Origin of the sequence: Mycobacterium sp. (assembly GCF_035570115.1) — a bacterium.
Classification (GTDB): domain Bacteria; phylum Actinomycetota; class Actinomycetes; order Mycobacteriales; family Mycobacteriaceae; genus Mycobacterium.
The window spans coordinates 21,805-38,791 of record NZ_DATMLH010000123.1 but is presented as its reverse complement, the minus strand read 5'-3'; the positions used below and the strand labels follow the sequence as shown (position 1 = coordinate 38,791).

Here is a 16,987-nt window from a genome sequence, read left to right as displayed (position 1 = left end):
GCAAAGTCCGCGGTACACGATGCTCGCCGAACATCAGCACGGCGATGTCAGTGTTCAACGGCTCCTCGCAAACAGCTGAGATAAGGTAGGTCACCGGCTGGACCACAATAAGCGGCAGATACTGGTGGGAGAAGCGCCATGCCGGCAATCGTCCTGATCGGCGCCCAATGGGGCGACGAGGGAAAAGGCAAGGCCACCGACCTACTCGGCGGCCGCGCCCAGTGGGTAGTGCGCTACCAGGGCGGCAACAACGCCGGACACACCGTGGTGTTGCCCACCGGTGAGAACTTCGCCCTGCACCTCATCCCGTCGGGTGTGCTTACACCCGACGTCACCAACGTCATCGGCAATGGCGTGGTAGTCGACCCCGGCGTGCTGCTCGACGAGTTGAAGGGTCTCGAGGACCGCGGCGTCGACACCTCGAAGCTGCTGATCTCCGCCGACGCGCATCTGCTGATGCCCTACCACGTGGCCATCGACAAGGTGACCGAGCGCTATATGGGCAGCAAGAAGATCGGCACCACCGGCCGCGGCATCGGGCCGTGCTACCAGGACAAGATTGCGCGCATCGGGATCCGGGTCGCCGATGTGCTCGACCCGGATTTGCTGACCCACAAGATCGAAGCCGCCCTGGAATTGAAAAACCAGATCCTGGTCAAGATTTACAACCGCAAGGCCCTGGAGCCGGCGCATCTCGTCGAGGTCCTGCTCGAACAAGCCGAGGGCTTCCGGCATCGCATCGCCGACACCAGGCTGCTGCTGAACACTGCGCTAGAGGCCGGCGAGACCGTATTGCTGGAAGGCTCGCAGGGCACCCTGCTCGACGTCGACCATGGCACCTATCCCTACGTCACGTCGTCGAATCCGACCGCCGGCGGCGCCGCGGTCGGCTCCGGCATCGGCCCGACGCGGATCACCACCGTGCTGGGAATTCTGAAGGCCTACACCACCCGGGTCGGCTCCGGCCCGTTCCCCACCGAATTGTTCGACGAGAACGGCGAATACCTGTCCAAAACCGGTGGTGAGTTTGGCGTGACCACCGGGCGCCGTCGCCGCTGCGGCTGGTTCGACGCTGTGATCGCCCGTTACGCCACCCGGGTCAACGGCATCACCGACTACTTCCTGACCAAGCTGGACGTGTTGTCCAGCCTGGAAACCGTCCCGGTGTGCGTCGGCTACGCGATCGACGGCAAACGCACCCACGACATGCCCATGACTCAAAGCGATCTGGCCCGCGCCGAACCGATCTACGAAGAGCTGCCCGGCTGGTGGGAAGACATTTCCGACGCACGGACGTTTGACGATCTGCCCGCCAAGGCGCGTGACTACGTGCTGCGGCTGGAAGAGCTTGCCGGAGCACATGTTTCGTGTATCGGTGTCGGCCCGGGCCGTGATCAGACCATCGTTCGCCGCGACGTGCTGGCGGCGTGCGTGTGACCGAGTCTTCGCAGAGCCCAGAACAACTCGACCCCGATTACGACCATCACGGCGGCTTTCCGGAATACGGGGCCGCTAGCCCGGGGCCGGGTTTCGGCCGGTTCGTCAATGCCATGCGAAGGGTGCAGGATCTGGCGGTGTCTGCAGACCCCAGCGACGACGTCTGGGAAGACGCCGCCGACCACGCCGAGGCGCTATCCGCGCTGCTCGCGCCGTTTCAGGCTCCCGAAGGCCAGGGTCCGGCCGGCCGGTCGCCGCAATTGCCGGGAATGGGCAGCCTGCTGCTGCCGCCGTGGACGATGAGCAGATTCGACCCTGACGGCGTCGAGATGCGCGGCCATTTCGGCCGGTTCCACGTCGGCGGCAACGGGGCGGTGCACGGCGGCGTGCTCCCGCTGCTGTTCGACCATGTCTTCGGGATGGTGGTGCACGCCGCCGGCCGGCCGATCAGCCGGACCGGCTTCCTGCACGTCGATTACCGCAAGATCACCCCGATCAACACCCCGTTGGTGGTCCAGGGCCATGTCACCGCCACCGAGGGCCGCAAGGCGTTTGTCCGCGGCGAACTGCGCGACGGCGACACCCTGCTGGCCGAAGCCAACGGCCTGATGGTGCGGTTGCTGCCCGGTCAGCCGTAATAGCGAGACGTCGCCTGCGCGTGCCTGCGGCTGTGACCGCGACAACCCTCCGCCGTGTGGAGTAGCCTCAATCACAGCGGTAATTCACCCCTCTCGACTAGCGGTCACATTCCTTTCGGACCGGGGGTGGCGCTCTACCTCGGGTGACAGCAACGAGGTTTGCCACCGCGACCAGCGGGATCGTCGCCGATCCGAGATGCGAGGGAAGGCACCCTCGGCGGGAGCTGGGCATGGATCGGCACGATTCGCCTGGTGTGACCGACGTTCTCGCGCAACCGTTCTCGTCCTTCTTGCACCGTCGTCGTTGCGCCTGATGTTTGGAGTTTGTGACCTGATGCTTTTTCCCATGTCGCCAACCGATTCGATGTTCCTGCTCGCCGAGTCCGAGAATTGTCAGATGCAGGTGGGCGGGCTGGCGTTGTTTTCCCCGCCTGAGGGCGCCCGCGCGCGCGACGTGCGCGAGATGTTCGCAGCGGCCGTCGGCCGCGACGAGGTGGCCGGGTTTTGGCGCAAGCGGGCCCGCCGGTCGGTGACGTCGCTGGGCCAGTGGGGCTGGGATTCCGGCGGCGAGGTCGACCTCGACTACCACGTGCAGTATTCGGCGCTGCCGCAGCCCGCCGGAATGGCGGAGTTGTGGGCGCTGGTGTCCTGGCTGCACGCGGCTCCGCTGAACCGGGACCGGCCGCTGTGGGAGATGCACCTGATCGAAGGTCTCGCCGACGGCCGCTACGCCGTGTACATCAAGATCCACCACGCGCTCGCCGATGGGGTGTCCGCGATGGGGATGCTGCGCTCGGCGTTGAGCGCGGATCCCGACCGGCGCGGAGCGCCCGCCCTATGGGAGCCGGCTGAGCCCGCAACGGACCCGCCAGCTGCCTCCTCGCCGCGCGGTTTGGACCCGTTGCGGCTGCCGTCCTGGGCGGCGGCGAAGGCCTGGAGCACGGCCCGCGAAGCCGCCGGGCTCGCGCCCGCGCTCACCGGCACGCTCGAGCGGGCGCTGCGCCACCGCGATGGGCCGTTGTCGCTGGCAGCGCCGCGCACGATGCTCAACGTGCCGATCGACGGCGCCCGGTCGTTCACCGGGCGCTCCTGGCCGTTGGAGCGGCTACGCCTGGTCGCCAAGCAGAGCGACGCAACCGTCAACGACGTGGTGCTCGCCATGTGCGCCGGGGCGCTGCGCAGCTATCTGACCAGTAAGAGCGCGCTGCCGTGGGCGCCGCTGGTAGCGATGGTGCCGGTCTCGCTGCGCGGCACCCGGCCCGAGGGCGACGGGGGCCGCACCGCGGAAGCAGGGAACAAGATCGGGTCATTGACGTGCGGCCTGGCGACCAACCTGGCCGACGCCGGCGAGCGGCTCGCAGCCGTGCGGGCCGGCATGCGTGAGGGCAAGGCCGCGTTGGCCGCGCGCACTCAACTGCAGGTCCTCGCGATGAGCGCGCTGGGGGCCGTACCGCTCGCGCTGGGCATGCTGGTCGGTCACCACAGGCTGCTGCGGCCGCCGAACGTGATGATCTCCAACATATCCGGGTCCCCGGCGCCGCTGTACTGGAACGGCGCCCGCCTCGACGCCCTCTACCCGCTGTCGATCCCGGTTGACGGTCAGGCGCTGAACATCACGTGCACCAGCACCGACGATACGATCGCGTTCGGGCTCACCGGCTGCCGCCAGGCCGTCCCCGGGCTGGGCGCGATGACCAAGCACCTCGACGACGAACTCCGCCTGCTCGAGCGCGCGGCGGGACTCTGACGACTCACGCGCTTGTCGTCAGCCCAAACGTTCGGTATCGCGCCCGGATCGCCGCTTGCCGCCCCTGCCGTGAGCCGCCCTATCCTTGAGCAGCGTGCAGCAGTGCGTGCAGCACAGTGACCGAGGGAGAAGGTGAAACCGGTGGCCGAGGGCGTGCCGCATGGCCAGTCGACTGACGGAAAGCACGACCAGCCGCCGGTCCACCAGCTGCACCGGACCACGGTGATGCTGCTGGGCTCGGGAGAGTTCAGCCGCGAACTGGCGCTCGCCTTTCAGCGACTCGGCGCTGAGGTGATCGCGCTCGACCGGTACGCCGATGCGCCCGCGCACGGTGTCGCTGATCAGTCACTGGTGGTCAACATGACCGACAGCGACGAGCTAGCCGCGGTGATCAGGCGGTTCGAGCCGAATTTCGTGGTGACGGCATCCGACGTGGTCGCCGCCGACGCGTTGATTGACGCGGCCGAAGCCGGTCTGGCCGAGGTTTTCCCGACGGCCCGCTGCGCTCGGCTCACCGCCGACCGGGAGGGGCTGCGCCGGCTGGCCGCTGACGAGCTTGGTCTGCCTACCGCCCCATTCTGGTTCGCGGGGTCGCTTGACGAGTTGCGGGCGGTGGCCGATCACGCCGGCTACCCGCTGCGGGTGCAGCCGGTGGCCGCGACGGCCGGCGCGGGGCAGTCAATCGTTCTGCTACCGGCCGACATCGAAACGGCCTGGCAACGTGCGGTGTCGGCCGGTGGTCGGCTGGCCCACAACCGGGTGTTGGCCGAGACCCTCGTCGAGATCGACTTTCACGTCACCCTGCTTACGGTGCGTAGCGTTGGACCGACGGCGCCCACGATCGAGTTCTGCGCCCCGATCGGACATGGTGAGGCCATCGGTGATGTGCAGGAATCGTGGCAGCCGCAAGACCTGAGCGTCGCGGCGTTGGACACTGCCAAGTCGATCGCCGCCCGTATCGTCAAGGCGCTGGGTGGGCGCGGCGTGTTTGGGGTGGAGCTGATGGTCCGCGGAGACGAGGTGTACTTCAGCGATGTCACGGCCCGGCCCTTCGAGAGCGGTCTGGTCACACTGCGCACCCAGCGGCTGTCGGAATTCGAACTGCAAGCCCGGGCAATCCTGGGCCTGCCGACCGACGCCATCATGATTTCGCCGGGCGCTGCGGAGGTGATCTACGCCGGCCATGACGCGTCCGGCCCGACGGTCCACAGCTCAAAAGCGGTCGGCGTACTGGCCGATGCGTTGCGGGTGCCGGAGAGCGATGCCCGGGTGTTCGGTGGTCACGAGCCCGAAGGGCGCCGTCCGTTGGGCGTGGCCGTTGTTACTGCCGCAGACGTGAGCACTGCGCGTACCCGCGCCCGGGAGGCGTCGGCGGCACTGCGCAGGCTCTGGTAGGCGCCGGCGAAGTCCTTGCCCGGCGTTCCGCGCCAGCGCCCACCAGTGGCTCTCCCAGTCAGGTGTGCGACACTCACGCGGGTGAGCTACGCAGGAGATATCACACCGGAGCAGGCGTGGAAGCTGCTCGGCGAGAACCCCGAGGCGGTGCTGGTCGACGTGCGCACCGACGCCGAATGGCGCTTCGTCGGGGTGCCCGATTTGTCCAGCCTGGGCCGCGAGGTCGTCTACATCGAGTGGAACAGTGTCGGCGGCGCGCGCAATGAAAAGTTCGTGGCCGAGCTGGCTGAGCAACTGCCGGCCGCCACCGGGGACCGGCCAGTGATTTTCCTGTGTCGCTCTGGCAACCGCTCCATCGGCGCGGCCGAGGCCGCGACCGAGGCGGGCATCGCCCCGTCGTACAACGTGCTGGACGGTTTCGAAGGGCATCTCGACGCCGACGGTCACCGCGGCGGGGTCGGTTGGCGCGCAATCGGATTGCCCTGGAAGCAGTCATGACTCGCGTCGCGACGATGCAGAGCGTAGCGATGAGGAGGAGCGGCGCAGGTGAGTGAGGTTCCGTCGGTGCGTACACCGGAGCCGTTGCCCGACGGTGTCAGCCAGGCCACCATCGGAGTGCGCGGCGGCATCTTGCGATCGCAGTTCGAAGAGACCGCCGAAGCGATGTATTTGGCGTCCGGCTACGTCTACGACTCGGCCGGCGCAGCGGAGCAGGCCTTCGCCGGCGACATCGACCGCTATGTGTACTCCCGCTACGGCAACCCAACGGTCAGCATGTTCGAGGAACGACTGCGGTTGATCGAGGGCGCGCCGGCGGCGTTCGCGACTGCGAGCGGGATGGCGGCGGTTTTCACCTCGCTGGGCGCGTTGCTGGGCGCCGGCGATCGCCTGGTCGCCGCGCGCAGCCTGTTCGGCTCGTGTTTCGTTGTGTGCAACGAGATCTTGCCGCGCTGGGGGATCGAGACCGTCTTCGTCGATGGCGACGACCTGACCCAGTGGGAGAAGGCGCTTTCCGTTCCAACCCAGGCGGTGTTCTTCGAGACGCCGTCGAACCCGATGCAGTCGCTGGTCGACATTGTCGCAGTTACCGAGCTTTCCCACGCCGCGGGGGCGAAAGTCGTGCTGGACAACGTCTTTGCAACCCCGTTGCTGCAGCAGGGTTTTCCGCTCGGCGTTGACGTGGTGGTCTACTCGGGCACCAAACACATCGACGGGCAGGGCCGTGTGCTCGGCGGGGCAATATTGGGTGACAAGGAGTACATCGACGGCCCGGTGCAGAAACTGATGAGGCACACCGGACCGGCGATGAGCGCCTTCAATGCGTGGGTAATGCTCAAAGGTCTTGAGACACTGGCGATTCGGGTCGATTATCAAAATGCCTCGGCGCAGCGAATCGCCGAGTACCTGGAGGGGCATCCGGCGGTGAGGTGGGTGCGTTATCCATTTCTGTCGTCGCATCCGCAGTACGACTTGGCAAAGCGACAGATGTCAGGCGGCGGTACCGTCGTCACCTTCGAACTCGACGTTCCCGACAGCGCGGCCAAACAACGAGCTTTCGAGGTCCTGGACAAGCTGCGGCTAATCAACATTTCTAATAATCTGGGAGATTCGAAATCCCTTGTGACCCATCCGGCGACGACCACCCACCGGGCAATGGGACCCGAAGGGCGCGCCGCTATCGGCCTGGGCGATGGTGTAGTTCGAATCTCGGTCGGTCTGGAAGGCACCGACGATCTCATCGCCGATCTCGATCAGGCGTTGCACTGACGACTAGCAGCATTCTCACAGCATTTGAATCTGGTCGGTTACTCCCGTTTCCGTTATCTGCGCTGCGCGTTATCACGTTATTTACCTTGCCGTTTCCGGCTTTTTCCGGCGGGTTTGGTCTTTAAGAACCTTTGGTGCGATGGTCAAAGTGCTCGGTACCGTGAGTTAAGGCGTGTATGGCAACATAAGGCGCCGATATCGCTGCCGGCTGAACAAACACGCCTCATTGCGCTGCGCCAGATTGGGAGAGACCAGAGTGATTTCGTGCATTCGCCGCCCGCGGACGTCGCCTCATCCGTTGACCCACGATTTTCTAGACTGGACCGTCGTTGTAGACGGACGCGAAGTTGCCTGGCAGAGCTATGCCGGTCCGCTGCGACTTGATGAGACAGACATCGCCATCGCTAGCCGCAAGTTGCTATCGATCGAACCCTGCGACCTGCTCGACTTGGTGGATGAGTATGTCGAGTTCTCGTCACCGAACGGTGAGCAGTCGCGCTTGATCGTGCATTCGACCACGCCGTTTGCCCGCGGTTTCGAGACAGACCTCACCGCGATGATTGAGGGACGGCCGGTCTCGGACCTCACGACGTATGTAGAGACGCGTGGTTTGTATCTCGCGCGGAGCGGCGATGTAGCTGTCGGACGAACTCGCCCATGGCGTCACGCGATTGCCAAAGAAGGGGTCAAGCGCCTGACGCTCCCGAATGCCGACTACTACTACATGTCTCACGCGCTGCTGCGGCGGGCGGTCGATGCCGGCGACCGCGATCCCGTCATAGCTCAGATGATCCAGATTCTGCGCGAACGACCTTCGACTGTTTTGTCTCCGTACGACTTCGAACCCGAGTTCCAAATATTTGTTACCTGGTTGGCGCAGGCGGCCGGTCTTCAGCGAATTCGTGTGGACGCCAACAACTCTCGTCTCGGAGCCTGGAACGGTAAGCGAATGCTGCATCCGACGGTCGAGTCCGCGCTGCGCCTCAACGGCGACCTGTCCAACCAGCCGGCCCAGCTGACACTTGACCAGGAGCATCGGGCGAGCGAGGCGTTCCACGCCCTGCGGACAACACTTCCGGTAGTACCGGGCTACACGGTCCCGTGGCAGGAAAACCGCTGCGGCTTCAGTCATGATCTTGTGCGCGCGAGCATGCTGCTGACGGCACGCTACGAGCTGTCGCACGGCTGCCTGAAGCCATCCGACGGCGGCAACGGCGGTCGCATCGTCGCCAACATCGAGCTCGATGACACTCGCCGGCTGGAAGACCTCGCAACCAAAGCGTGGAACTTGGGCGGCGATCAAGTCCTCGAGGCTCACGTTACTTACCAAGATAGACACATCGGCGGGGAGCAAGTCTTGACCACGCCGTCAGCTCACGTACGGTCAGGAAAGTTGTTGGACGGGTTGACCCTTCAATTTATGCGCGGTACCGCGTGGAAGGGCAACATCTTCGTGGGCGCCGCAGACTGGCAGAACCTCGGACTGGAAAAGGCCATGTACACCAAACTGCGCGGAGCGATGGGCGACCTGTCGCGGCGGCTGGGCTTGCTGCATTGTGGCGTTGACTTTGCGATCGGCACCTTGGGCGGAAAGTTCGGTGATACCGTCGTGGCCGCGGTCCAGGACATCAACCCGAAAGTCACGGGTGCCTTGTTTTTGCGGGAGTTCATGGCGCGCCATCCCGCCGTCGGTGGAGGGGCAGCAACCCGTGTTCTCCTTCCGGAGGCCACGGCGAATGCGGAGAAGATCCGCTCGCTTATGTCGAAATTCTCAACGGCGCAACAGCCTTGTGAGGAGATCGCCGTCGTGCCGGAGCGTTGGGCAATGATTGCCACGTCGGGACAAACGTCGGTGTCCGCCGGTGCTCAGGCGCTAACCCTCGAGCGGATGCTTGCCGTTGGCGCCGGAATGTAACACCGCGCGCGTTGCACTCGGCGGCAACACGCTAAGTGCTCATGGTGTCGACGAGATAACAATTCTCGCAACAAGATCGCCGGGTAAATAATTCGGCGCGACGCGCCAGACGAATACCGGGAACAGCGCCTTGGCCAACTTATCGTCATTTCGTGTACCGCCGTACGGTTCTGAAGCTACCGTTGCTCCTGGCGGCGGGCGCGGCTCTGGCCCAATCACCTCGCGCCTCGGCGGAGCCGCCCCGCGCCTCTGCTGAACCCAGTCGGTGGTCGCCTGATCGCGCCAACAGTTGGTATCAGGCGCAGGGTTGGCCCGTCGGCGCCAACTTCGTCACCTCCAATGCGATCAATCAGCTCGAGATGTTTCAGGCCGGCACTTACGACCCTCGGCGCATCGACACCGAACTAGGCTGGGCCCGCTTCCACGGGCTCAACACGGTGCGGGTCTTCCTGCATGATCAGCTGTGGGCACAGGATTCCCGCGGCTTCCAATCACGTCTCGCGCAATTCGTCGGCATCGCGTCGCGCCATCGCATCAAGCCGCTGTTTGTATTGTTCGACTCGTGTTGGGATCCGTTGCCCAGGCTGGGCCGTCAGCACGCGCCCACTCCCGGGGTGCACAACTCGGGATGGGTGCAGAGTCCCGGCGCTGAACGCATCGGCGATCCCCGCTACACCCGCGTGATGCAGGACTATGTGACGGGCGTGCTGACCCAATTCCGCAATGATGACCGGGTTTTGGGTTGGGACTTGTGGAACGAACCTGACAATCCCGCGAACCAGTACCGCAACGTCGAGCGGTCCGACAAGCTGGACCGCGTCGCGGAGCTGCTTCCGCAGGTGTTCTCATGGGCACGCTCGGTCGATCCCCGTCAACCGCTGACCAGTGGTGTGTGGCAAGGCGAATGGGAAGATCCCGCGAGCCGCAGCGCAATCGCCGGGATCCAGCTGGCCAACTCCGACGTGATCTCGTTCCACTCCTACGCCGAACCGGCGACGTTTGAGTCCAGGATCGCCGAGCTCGCCCCGCAGGGCCGGCCGATCCTGTGCACCGAATACATGGCTCGGCCGCAGGGCAGCACCGTCGAGAGCATCCTGCCAATTGCCAAGCGGCACAACGTTGGTGCCATCAACTGGGGCCTGGTCGCCGGAAGAACCCAGACCTACTTTCCGTGGGACTCCTGGGATCACCCGTACACGTCGATTCCGAAGGTCTGGTTCCACGATCTGCTGCGGCCGGATGGAACGGCTTTCCAGGGTGATGAATCTCAGACCATCAGAATGCTGACCTCCTCGACGGCCGGCTAAGCCCGATGGGTGTCGCCAGATCGATCCTGCTGTTTGCGATCGCTGCGCTGTTCGAGATCGGCGGCGCCTGGCTGGTCTGGCAAGCTGTCCGCGAGCATCGGGGATGGATCTGGGCCGGCCTGGGCGTGATCGCCTTGGGTGCTTACGGCTTCGTCGCCACCTTCCAAGCCGACCCCCACTTCGGCCGCGTTCTGGCCGCTTACGGCGGTGTGTTCGTGGCCGGGTCGCTGGCCTGGGGCATGGCGCTGGACGGGTTTCGGCCAGACCGGTGGGACCTTATCGGCGCCGCGGTCTGTCTGGCCGGCGTCGGAGTGATTATGTACGTTCCCCGCGGGCGGTAATCAATCCTTGTGCTCGACGACGCCCGTCGCGTGCTGCGCGCGGTCTTCGTAAGCCCGGCGGGCCGTGCTGTCCAGACTGAGGAAGACCGTGTCGTTGCCCATCTTCTTGTTGAGCCAGCGGCGACGCCGGTCCGACAACAGCATGGCCGCAACGGCGAACAACCGCCCCCAACCGGGCACCGACACCTGGGTCTTCGGCTTGTCGAGCACCTTGACGACCGCTGCGGCGATCTCAGAGGGCTCCACCGGCTTCTGCGCGGCGGACGGCGAGGTTCCTGAGATCAGTTCGGTGTTGGTGAACGTCGGCAGCACCGCGGTGACTTTGACGCCGTGTGGGGCGAATTCGTCTGCCATCGCCGTGGACAGCCCCACCACGGCGAATTTCGTTCCGGCGTAGATGATCTGGCCCGGCACCGCGACCATGCCTGCCAGCGACGCGATGTTGATGATGTGCCCGGTTCGACGCTTGACCATTTCCGGCAGCACCAGTTGGCAGCCGGTGAGCACGCCGTAGAAGTTGACCTCGATCGACGAGCGGATCGCCTGCGCCGACTGTTCGAGAAACGAGCCCACCGGCATGACGCCGGCGTTGTTGATCAGCACGTCAATGTGCCCGCCCCCGTCGGCGCGGGCCTTGTCGAGAAATGCCGCGAACGATTCTCGGTCGGTGACGTCGAGTGGATGACCCGACACCGAACCGAGATTGCTCATGTTGGCGACCGCGCTCTCGAGCACGTCGACGTCGCGGTCGCCGATCACCACCCGCGCACCCCGCGCCAGCAGCGCTTTGGCGGTGGCATGCCCGATGCCACGGGCAGCACCGGTGATGACGATGGTCTTACCCCTGATGTTGTCCATGCCGACGAACTTTACAGGTGTCAAAAATGGCGGGGAATCGCGCACCTCGGCGCCGGCGGGCCGGTATTTCGTCGTGGCTCACCCCTGCGGTTCGCCGGACTGTACGGCCCCCAAATAAGACTTCGTGTCCGGCGTCACATACCAGTGGTGCATGCCATACGACTGAAATCGGCTGAAAGAATCGCCCTTGTGACAGAAAACATCACAAGGTATGGTCAGCCAGCAGAATGATGCATGAAGTATGATAACAATGTCTACGGTGTAGAGCCGGTATGGCGCCTGCCGGAGAGGAAACGCATGAATGCGGTTTCACTAGCTACTTCGACCGGCGACCGGTTGTCTCTTGGCCAGGGCGTTAGCTGGCGTGATCCCGACATCGGCTGCACGCTGGTGCTATCGCATCCTTTGGCTGATCCTGGCTTGTGGTCCGAGTTTTTGGCGGGCGCCCATCGCTGCTATCGCAAGCACGGTGTGGAGTGTGTGCTCGACGTCGACGCGCTGCGCGGCGGAGCCGACACTGTCATGTTCTCGGCCGTGGTCGACGACGCCGGAGAGGTGATCGGCGGGCTGCGGGCCAAGGGGCCGTTGCGGTCGGCCGACGATTCGCACGCGGTTCTCGAATGGGCCGGCCAGCCCGGCCAGCAGACCGTCCGAAACATGATCGCCGACCGCATCCCGTTCGGGGTCTTGGAAATGAAGTCGGGCTGGACAACCGACGATCCGCATCGGAATCGTTTACTGACCGACGCCGTGGCCCGCAGTGGTCTCCAAATGATGGTCATACTCGACGCGCAATTTTGCATGTTCACGGCCGCGACATCCGTTCTGAACCGCTGGCGTTCTTCTGGAGCAGTGGTGGCAGCCATACCGGCTACGCCCTACCCCGACGAACGCTACCGAACCAAGGTGCTGTGGTGGAACCGTCACGATTTCTTTAACTACGCGCAACCAGATCAGGTTGCCAAGATCCTTACCGAGACGGAGCTACTTCTCCGCGCGTTGCATCGGCGCGGAGGAGTCGACGCCCTTTTCTCCGAGTGGAGCTCGATCACGCGCGGGAAACCACCCCGCACAACTCATTTCGAGGTGGTGGCCTAACATGTCGCAACCTCGGACTTTGACAAGGTCACAATCCCAAATTCTGAGAGGTATCAGCATGCAGAGCAGCCCCGATCCGGTCTGGATTCTTTTCATCGCGGACGTCGAATCCCGCGACAGATTGCTCAAGTACAGCAGCGGGACGCAATGGGAAGTGGATCCCGTAACCGCCGCCGCGCTGGTCTTGGTCGGCGCCGCGGTGCGGCTGCCGAACCAAGCAACCGCAGCACCCGGGGATGGGATCGGCGACATACCGTCAGCCTCCGCCGAGATTGCTTGACCCGGAGCGCCCATCCGTTCGCAAGCAGCATGATCTCGAAGACCATGATGTCGACGTCCTAGATACCGAGATCCTTGGCGATGATCGTCTTCATGATCTCGGTGGTTCCGCCGTAGATCGTCTGGATGCGGGCGTCGACGAACGCGCGCGAAACCGGATACTCCCGCATATAGCCGTAACCGCCGTGCAACTGCAGGCAGCGGTCTGCGGTGCGCACCTGCAGTTCGGTGGTCCACCATTTCAGCCGGGCCGCCCTGGCCGCGGTGAGCTCACTGGTCAAGTGCTCGGCGATGCAGTCATCGAGATAGGTTCGTGCAAGGTCGATTTCGGTGGCTAGCTCGGCGAGGACGAATTGGGTATTCTGCAAGCCAGAGATCGGAGAGCCGAAGGCTTTTCGCTGCCGCACGTATTCGAGAGTTTCGGCAAGTACCCCTTCGGCGGCAGCCACCGCACCCACCGCCAGCGAAAGCCGCTCCTGCGGAAGGTTGTTCATCAGCTGATAGAAGCCCCTACCTTCCTGCTCGAGCAGGTTGTCGACGGGAACTCGCATATCGGTGAAGCTCAGCTCGCTGGTGTCCTGGGCATGCAGGCCGATCTTCTCCAGGTTCCGGCCGCGGGAAAAGCCCGGCGTGTTCGGGTCGACGACCAGTAGCGACAGCCCCTTGTGACGATCGGGTGCGGTGCGTACCGCGATGATGAACAGGTCCCCGGTCTGCCCGTTGGAGATAAAGGTTTTGGCGCCGTTGACGACGTAATGATCGCCGTCACGCACCGCGGTGGTGCGGATCCCGGCCAGGTCGCTGCCGGCGCCCGGTTCGGTCATCGCGATGCCGATGATCGTCTCGCCGGTCACCACCCGCGGTAACCAGCGTTGTTGTTGTTCGGGTGTCGTCAGGTCGGTGAAATAGGGCAGCACGATGTCGTTCTGCAGCGAGATGGCGACGGCCTCGGCCGCCGCGCCGACTCGCTGGAGTTCTTCGACGACGATCGCGTTGTAGCGAAAGTCGTCGACACCGGGCCCGCCGAATTCCTCGGCGACTGAAAACCCCAGCAGTCCAAGCTTTCCCGCTTCGATGAATAAGGAGCGGTCCAGACGTCCAGCCTTCTCCCAGCGTTCGTGGGCCGGGACCACCCTTTGTGCCACGAAATCGCGGACCAGTTCCCGGAACTGCTGATGCTCGGAGGTGTATTCCAGGCGTGCGCTCATAAGGATGCTCCTGTCAACGGAAGGCGTCCAGACCGGTGATCGCCTGGCCCAGGATCAGCTGATGCATCTCCGGAGTGCCCTCGTAGGTCAGCACGGATTCCAAGTTGACCATGTGCCGGATCACCGGGTATTCCAGCGAGATTCCGTTGCCGCCCAAAATGGTTCGTGCGGTCCGGCAAATTTCGATCGCTTCACGGGTGTTGTTGAGCTTGCCGAAGCTGACCTGCTCCGGGCGCAGTCCGACGCTGTCTTTGAGTCGTCCCAGCTGCAGCGCGAGCAACAGGCCTTTGTGCAATTCGACGGCCATGTCGACGAGTTTGGCCTGGGTCAACTGGAATCCGGCGATCGGGCGATCGAATTGCGTGCGGTGGCTGGCGTAGTCCAGTGCGGCCTGCCACGCCGAGCGCGCGGCGCCCATCGCGCCCCAGATGATGCCGTAGCGTGCTTCCGACAGGCATGACAGCGGGCCTTTGAGCCCCTTCACCTCGGGCAGCAGGGCATCATCAGGCAGCCGCACGTCGTCGAGCACCAGCTCACTGGTGATCGACGCCCGCAGCGAGAGCTTGTGGTGGATGGTGTTGGCGGTGAAGCCAGGCGCGTCGGTGGGGACGATGAAGCCGCGGATCCCGTCGTCTGTGACGGCCCAGACGATTGCGACATCGGCGACCGAGCCGTTGGTGATCCACATCTTGCGGCCGTTGAGGATCCAGTCCGACCCGTCGCGCCGTGCCCGGGTTGTCATCGACGCCGGGTCAGATCCGGCATCGGGCTCGGTCAGCCCGAAGCAGCCCAGCAGTTCGCCTGCGGCCATGCCGGGCAGCCACTGTTGCTTTTGCTCCTCGGAGCCGAATCTCCAGATCGCGAACATGGCCAGCGACCCCTGCACCGACACCATCGACCGGATACCGGAATCGGCGGCCTCTAATTCGGTACACGCGAGTCCGTAGTGCACGGCCGACGCTCCGCCGCAGCCGTAGCCCTCCAAGTGCATGCCGAGCAGGCCAAGCTTCCCGAAGTGCTGAGCGAGTTCGCGGACCGGAAGATCACCGGTTTCGAACCATTCCGCGACATACGGAATGATATTTTCGGCGCAGAATTGGCGGACCGTGTCGCGTACTGCGATCTCGTCGTCGGACAGCGACGCGTCGAGGCAGAGCGGGTCCTGCGGGTCGAAAGCCGGCGGTTTGTCGGTGCTCATGGGCTCATCCTGCCATCGTCAGGTCACCGCTCACACTGATCAACTGACCGGTGATGAACGAGGCGGCGTCGGAAGCGAAGAACAGCACCGGGGCGGCGACGTCCTCCGGCCGGGCCAGCCGGCGAAAACGGGATCGCGTTGGCCAGATCCTCATTCCGGTGGGACGGTCAAGGCTTAGTCGCATGCCACCTTGCGGTGCCATCCAGGACGTCGACGTGGATGTCTCGAAAGCCCGCGCCGCGCAGCTGACCGGGCAGTCTCTCCGTCGAGATCGGGTTGTAGGTATCGGCATCTGCTTCAGCCGAAATATCGGTGACGCAAGAGTTCATCGACGTGCATCGGCGCAACTTCGGCCACACCCCCGGCGCGCGGCGTCCTCGCCGACGATGAACAATTTATTCATGGTGCGTCCGCGGCGGACTCTGGGTTGGCTGGGCGTCGATGCTGCCTGTGTGCTGGTGTTCTGTGCCGTCGGGCGGCGCAGCCACGACGAGGGGCTCAACGTCGCGGGCATCGCGACGACCGCCTGGCCGTTTCTGAGCGGGACCGCCGTGGGCTGGCTGGCGGCTCGGGCGTGGAGACGCCCCACGGTCGTGGCGCCCACCGGGGTGGTGGTGTGGTTGTGCACGGTCGCGATCGGGATGCTGCTGCGCAAAGCCACCTCCGCCGGTGTCGCCGCCAGTTTCGTGGTGGTGGCCTCAACGGTCACCGCGGTGCTGCTGCTCGGCTGGCGGGCGGCGCTACTTTTAAGTGCGGGTAAGCGGACCTAGGCGACCCATTGACCACGGGTTTCGGTGGATCGGCGGAGGATGATTCGCGCTGGCGCGGCGCGGCGTAGGGTCGGCGTGACTATGCGGCGAACAGACCACGACACCTGGGATCCGGCGACCAGCGTCGGAACTACCGCGACATTGGTGGCGACGGTCAGGGCTTTGGCAAACAGGGCCGGGTTGATCAACGACCCGTTCGCCGAGCCATTGGTCCGCGCCGTGGGGATGCACTTCTTCGACCAGGTCGCCACCGGTGAGCGTGCCATCAGTGATCTCGGTGAGGACAACGGGTTCGCGCTGCTGACCGATCTTTTCGCGGTACGCACCCGATTCTTCGACAACTTCCTCACCGATGCGGGCAGGGCCGGTATTCGGCAGGCGGTGATCTTGGCGTCGGGGCTCGATGCCCGGCCCTATCGGCTGTGGTGGCCGGCGGGCACCACCGTCTACGAGATCGATCAGCCGGGGGTGATCGAGTTCAAAACCCAAACGCTGCGCGCCTTGGCGGCCACACCGACCGCCGATCGGCGGGCGGTGGGCATCGATCTTCGCCGGGACTGGCCGGAGGCGCTGCGGCGGGTTGGCTTCGATGCAACCGAGCCCAGCGTGTGGATTGCCGAGGGGCTGTTCATCGGGTTCTTACCGCCCGCCGCGCAGGACCGGTTGCTCGCCAATGTCACCGCATTGAGTGCGCGCGGCAGCAGGGTGGCGGCGGATTATCTGCCGAACCCGAGCGCGCCGTATTCGAGTCAGGAGCACGCGCTCGCTGAACGATGGCGGCCCTACGGTTTCGACGGCAATATGAGCGAGCTCACTTATCTGGACGAGCAACATGACGCCGCCGAGTCCCTAGAGGCGGTTGGTTGGAAAACGGTTGTGGCCGATCTCGCGGAACTGTTCACTGCCACCGGTTTACCGGGGTTGCGTCGTCAGGATCTCGGCGGGGCACCGGTGGCGGGCCGCTACGTCAGCGCGACATTGACCTAGCAGGGCCGGAATGCGGCCGATAACGAGGCGTTGGACAGTGAC

Annotated in this window: 16 protein-coding genes and 1 pseudogene; 13 read left to right on the top strand and 4 right to left on the bottom strand. The window is 64.6% G+C overall.

The features are described 5' to 3' along the window. Nucleotides 1-138: 138 nt before the first annotated feature. The 9 genes from VNW74_RS11605 to VNW74_RS11565 all read left to right on the top strand — a co-directional run bounded on the left by VNW74_RS11605 (nucleotide 139) and on the right by VNW74_RS11565 (nucleotide 10,547). Entirely contained in the window at nucleotides 139-1,437 is a 1,299-nt protein-coding gene (locus VNW74_RS11605) for an adenylosuccinate synthase (RefSeq protein WP_325676871.1), read from the top strand. After that, on the top strand, nucleotides 1,434-2,075 hold the full coding sequence (locus VNW74_RS11600) for a PaaI family thioesterase (protein WP_325676869.1): 642 nt from the start codon (nucleotides 1,434-1,436) through the stop codon (nucleotides 2,073-2,075). Before VNW74_RS11605 ends, VNW74_RS11600 begins: the two co-directional genes overlap by 4 nt. A 334-nt stretch (nucleotides 2,076-2,409) precedes the next feature. Then, entirely contained in the window at nucleotides 2,410-3,822 is a 1,413-nt protein-coding gene (locus VNW74_RS11595) for a wax ester/triacylglycerol synthase family O-acyltransferase (RefSeq protein ID WP_325676866.1), read from the top strand. A 141-nt stretch (nucleotides 3,823-3,963) separates the two neighbouring features. Continuing rightward, nucleotides 3,964-5,217, top strand: coding sequence for a formate-dependent phosphoribosylglycinamide formyltransferase (purT, locus tag VNW74_RS11590; protein ID WP_414686660.1), 1,254 nt, complete (start codon nucleotides 3,964-3,966; stop codon nucleotides 5,215-5,217). 81 nt (nucleotides 5,218-5,298) lie between these two features. Further along, a complete protein-coding gene (locus tag VNW74_RS11585) occupies nucleotides 5,299-5,715 on the top strand; it encodes a rhodanese-like domain-containing protein (protein WP_325676864.1) in 417 nt (138 codons plus the stop codon). Nucleotides 5,716-5,763: 48 nt separating this feature from the next. Further along, nucleotides 5,764-6,984 (top strand): O-succinylhomoserine sulfhydrylase, encoded by a 1,221-nt coding sequence (locus VNW74_RS11580; protein ID WP_325676862.1) that lies wholly within the window; start codon nucleotides 5,764-5,766, stop codon nucleotides 6,982-6,984. A 226-nt stretch (nucleotides 6,985-7,210) separates the two neighbouring features. Then, the gene (locus tag VNW74_RS11575) at nucleotides 7,211-8,899 is read left to right on the top strand and encodes a hypothetical protein (RefSeq protein ID WP_325676860.1); all 1,689 of its coding nucleotides are present in this window, start codon (nucleotides 7,211-7,213) and stop codon (nucleotides 8,897-8,899) included. A gap of 152 nt (nucleotides 8,900-9,051) precedes the next feature. Beyond that, on the top strand, nucleotides 9,052-10,206 hold the full coding sequence (locus VNW74_RS11570; protein ID WP_325676858.1) for a cellulase family glycosylhydrolase: 1,155 nt from the start codon (nucleotides 9,052-9,054) through the stop codon (nucleotides 10,204-10,206). 5 nt (nucleotides 10,207-10,211) lie between these two features. Beyond that, nucleotides 10,212-10,547 (top strand): YnfA family protein, encoded by a 336-nt coding sequence (locus tag VNW74_RS11565; RefSeq protein WP_325676856.1) that lies wholly within the window; start codon nucleotides 10,212-10,214, stop codon nucleotides 10,545-10,547. On the opposite strand, the gene VNW74_RS11560 is transcribed toward VNW74_RS11565, so the two are convergent. Further along, nucleotides 10,548-11,405 (bottom strand): SDR family oxidoreductase, encoded by an 858-nt coding sequence (locus VNW74_RS11560; protein ID WP_325676854.1) that lies wholly within the window; start codon nucleotides 11,403-11,405, stop codon nucleotides 10,548-10,550. Between the two features lie 297 nt (nucleotides 11,406-11,702). On the opposite strand from VNW74_RS11560, the gene VNW74_RS11555 reads away from it, so the two are divergent. Together VNW74_RS11555 and VNW74_RS11550 are read left to right on the top strand one after the other, a co-directional pair. Continuing rightward, nucleotides 11,703-12,503, top strand: a complete 801-nt coding sequence (locus tag VNW74_RS11555; protein WP_325676852.1) for a hypothetical protein — start codon at nucleotides 11,703-11,705, stop codon at nucleotides 12,501-12,503. A 58-nt stretch (nucleotides 12,504-12,561) separates the two neighbouring features. Continuing rightward, complete coding sequence (locus VNW74_RS11550; RefSeq protein ID WP_325676850.1) at nucleotides 12,562-12,783, top strand: hypothetical protein; 222 nt, start codon at nucleotides 12,562-12,564, stop codon at nucleotides 12,781-12,783. A 58-nt stretch (nucleotides 12,784-12,841) separates the two neighbouring features. Here VNW74_RS11550 and VNW74_RS11545 read toward each other — a convergent pair whose 3' ends face one another. From VNW74_RS11545 to VNW74_RS11535, 3 genes and pseudogenes are all read right to left on the bottom strand, one after another. Then, complete coding sequence (locus VNW74_RS11545; protein ID WP_325676849.1) at nucleotides 12,842-13,990, bottom strand: acyl-CoA dehydrogenase family protein; 1,149 nt, start codon at nucleotides 13,988-13,990, stop codon at nucleotides 12,842-12,844. Nucleotides 13,991-14,003: 13 nt separating this feature from the next. Continuing rightward, nucleotides 14,004-15,188: an acyl-CoA dehydrogenase family protein gene (locus VNW74_RS11540; protein WP_325676847.1), complete on the bottom strand. Its 1,185-nt coding sequence runs from the start codon at nucleotides 15,186-15,188 to the stop codon at nucleotides 14,004-14,006. A 4-nt stretch (nucleotides 15,189-15,192) separates the two neighbouring features. After that, nucleotides 15,193-15,334, bottom strand: a pseudogene (locus tag VNW74_RS11535) (SDR family oxidoreductase); the annotation flags it as partial. 255 nt (nucleotides 15,335-15,589) lie between these two features. Here VNW74_RS11535 and VNW74_RS11525 point away from each other — a divergent pair. Further along, nucleotides 15,590-15,958, top strand: coding sequence for a DUF3054 domain-containing protein (locus VNW74_RS11525; RefSeq protein WP_325676845.1), 369 nt, complete (start codon nucleotides 15,590-15,592; stop codon nucleotides 15,956-15,958). 81 nt (nucleotides 15,959-16,039) lie between these two features. Continuing rightward, a complete protein-coding gene (locus tag VNW74_RS11520; protein ID WP_325676843.1) occupies nucleotides 16,040-16,945 on the top strand; it encodes a class I SAM-dependent methyltransferase in 906 nt (301 codons plus the stop codon). Nucleotides 16,946-16,987: the final 42 nt, after the last annotated feature.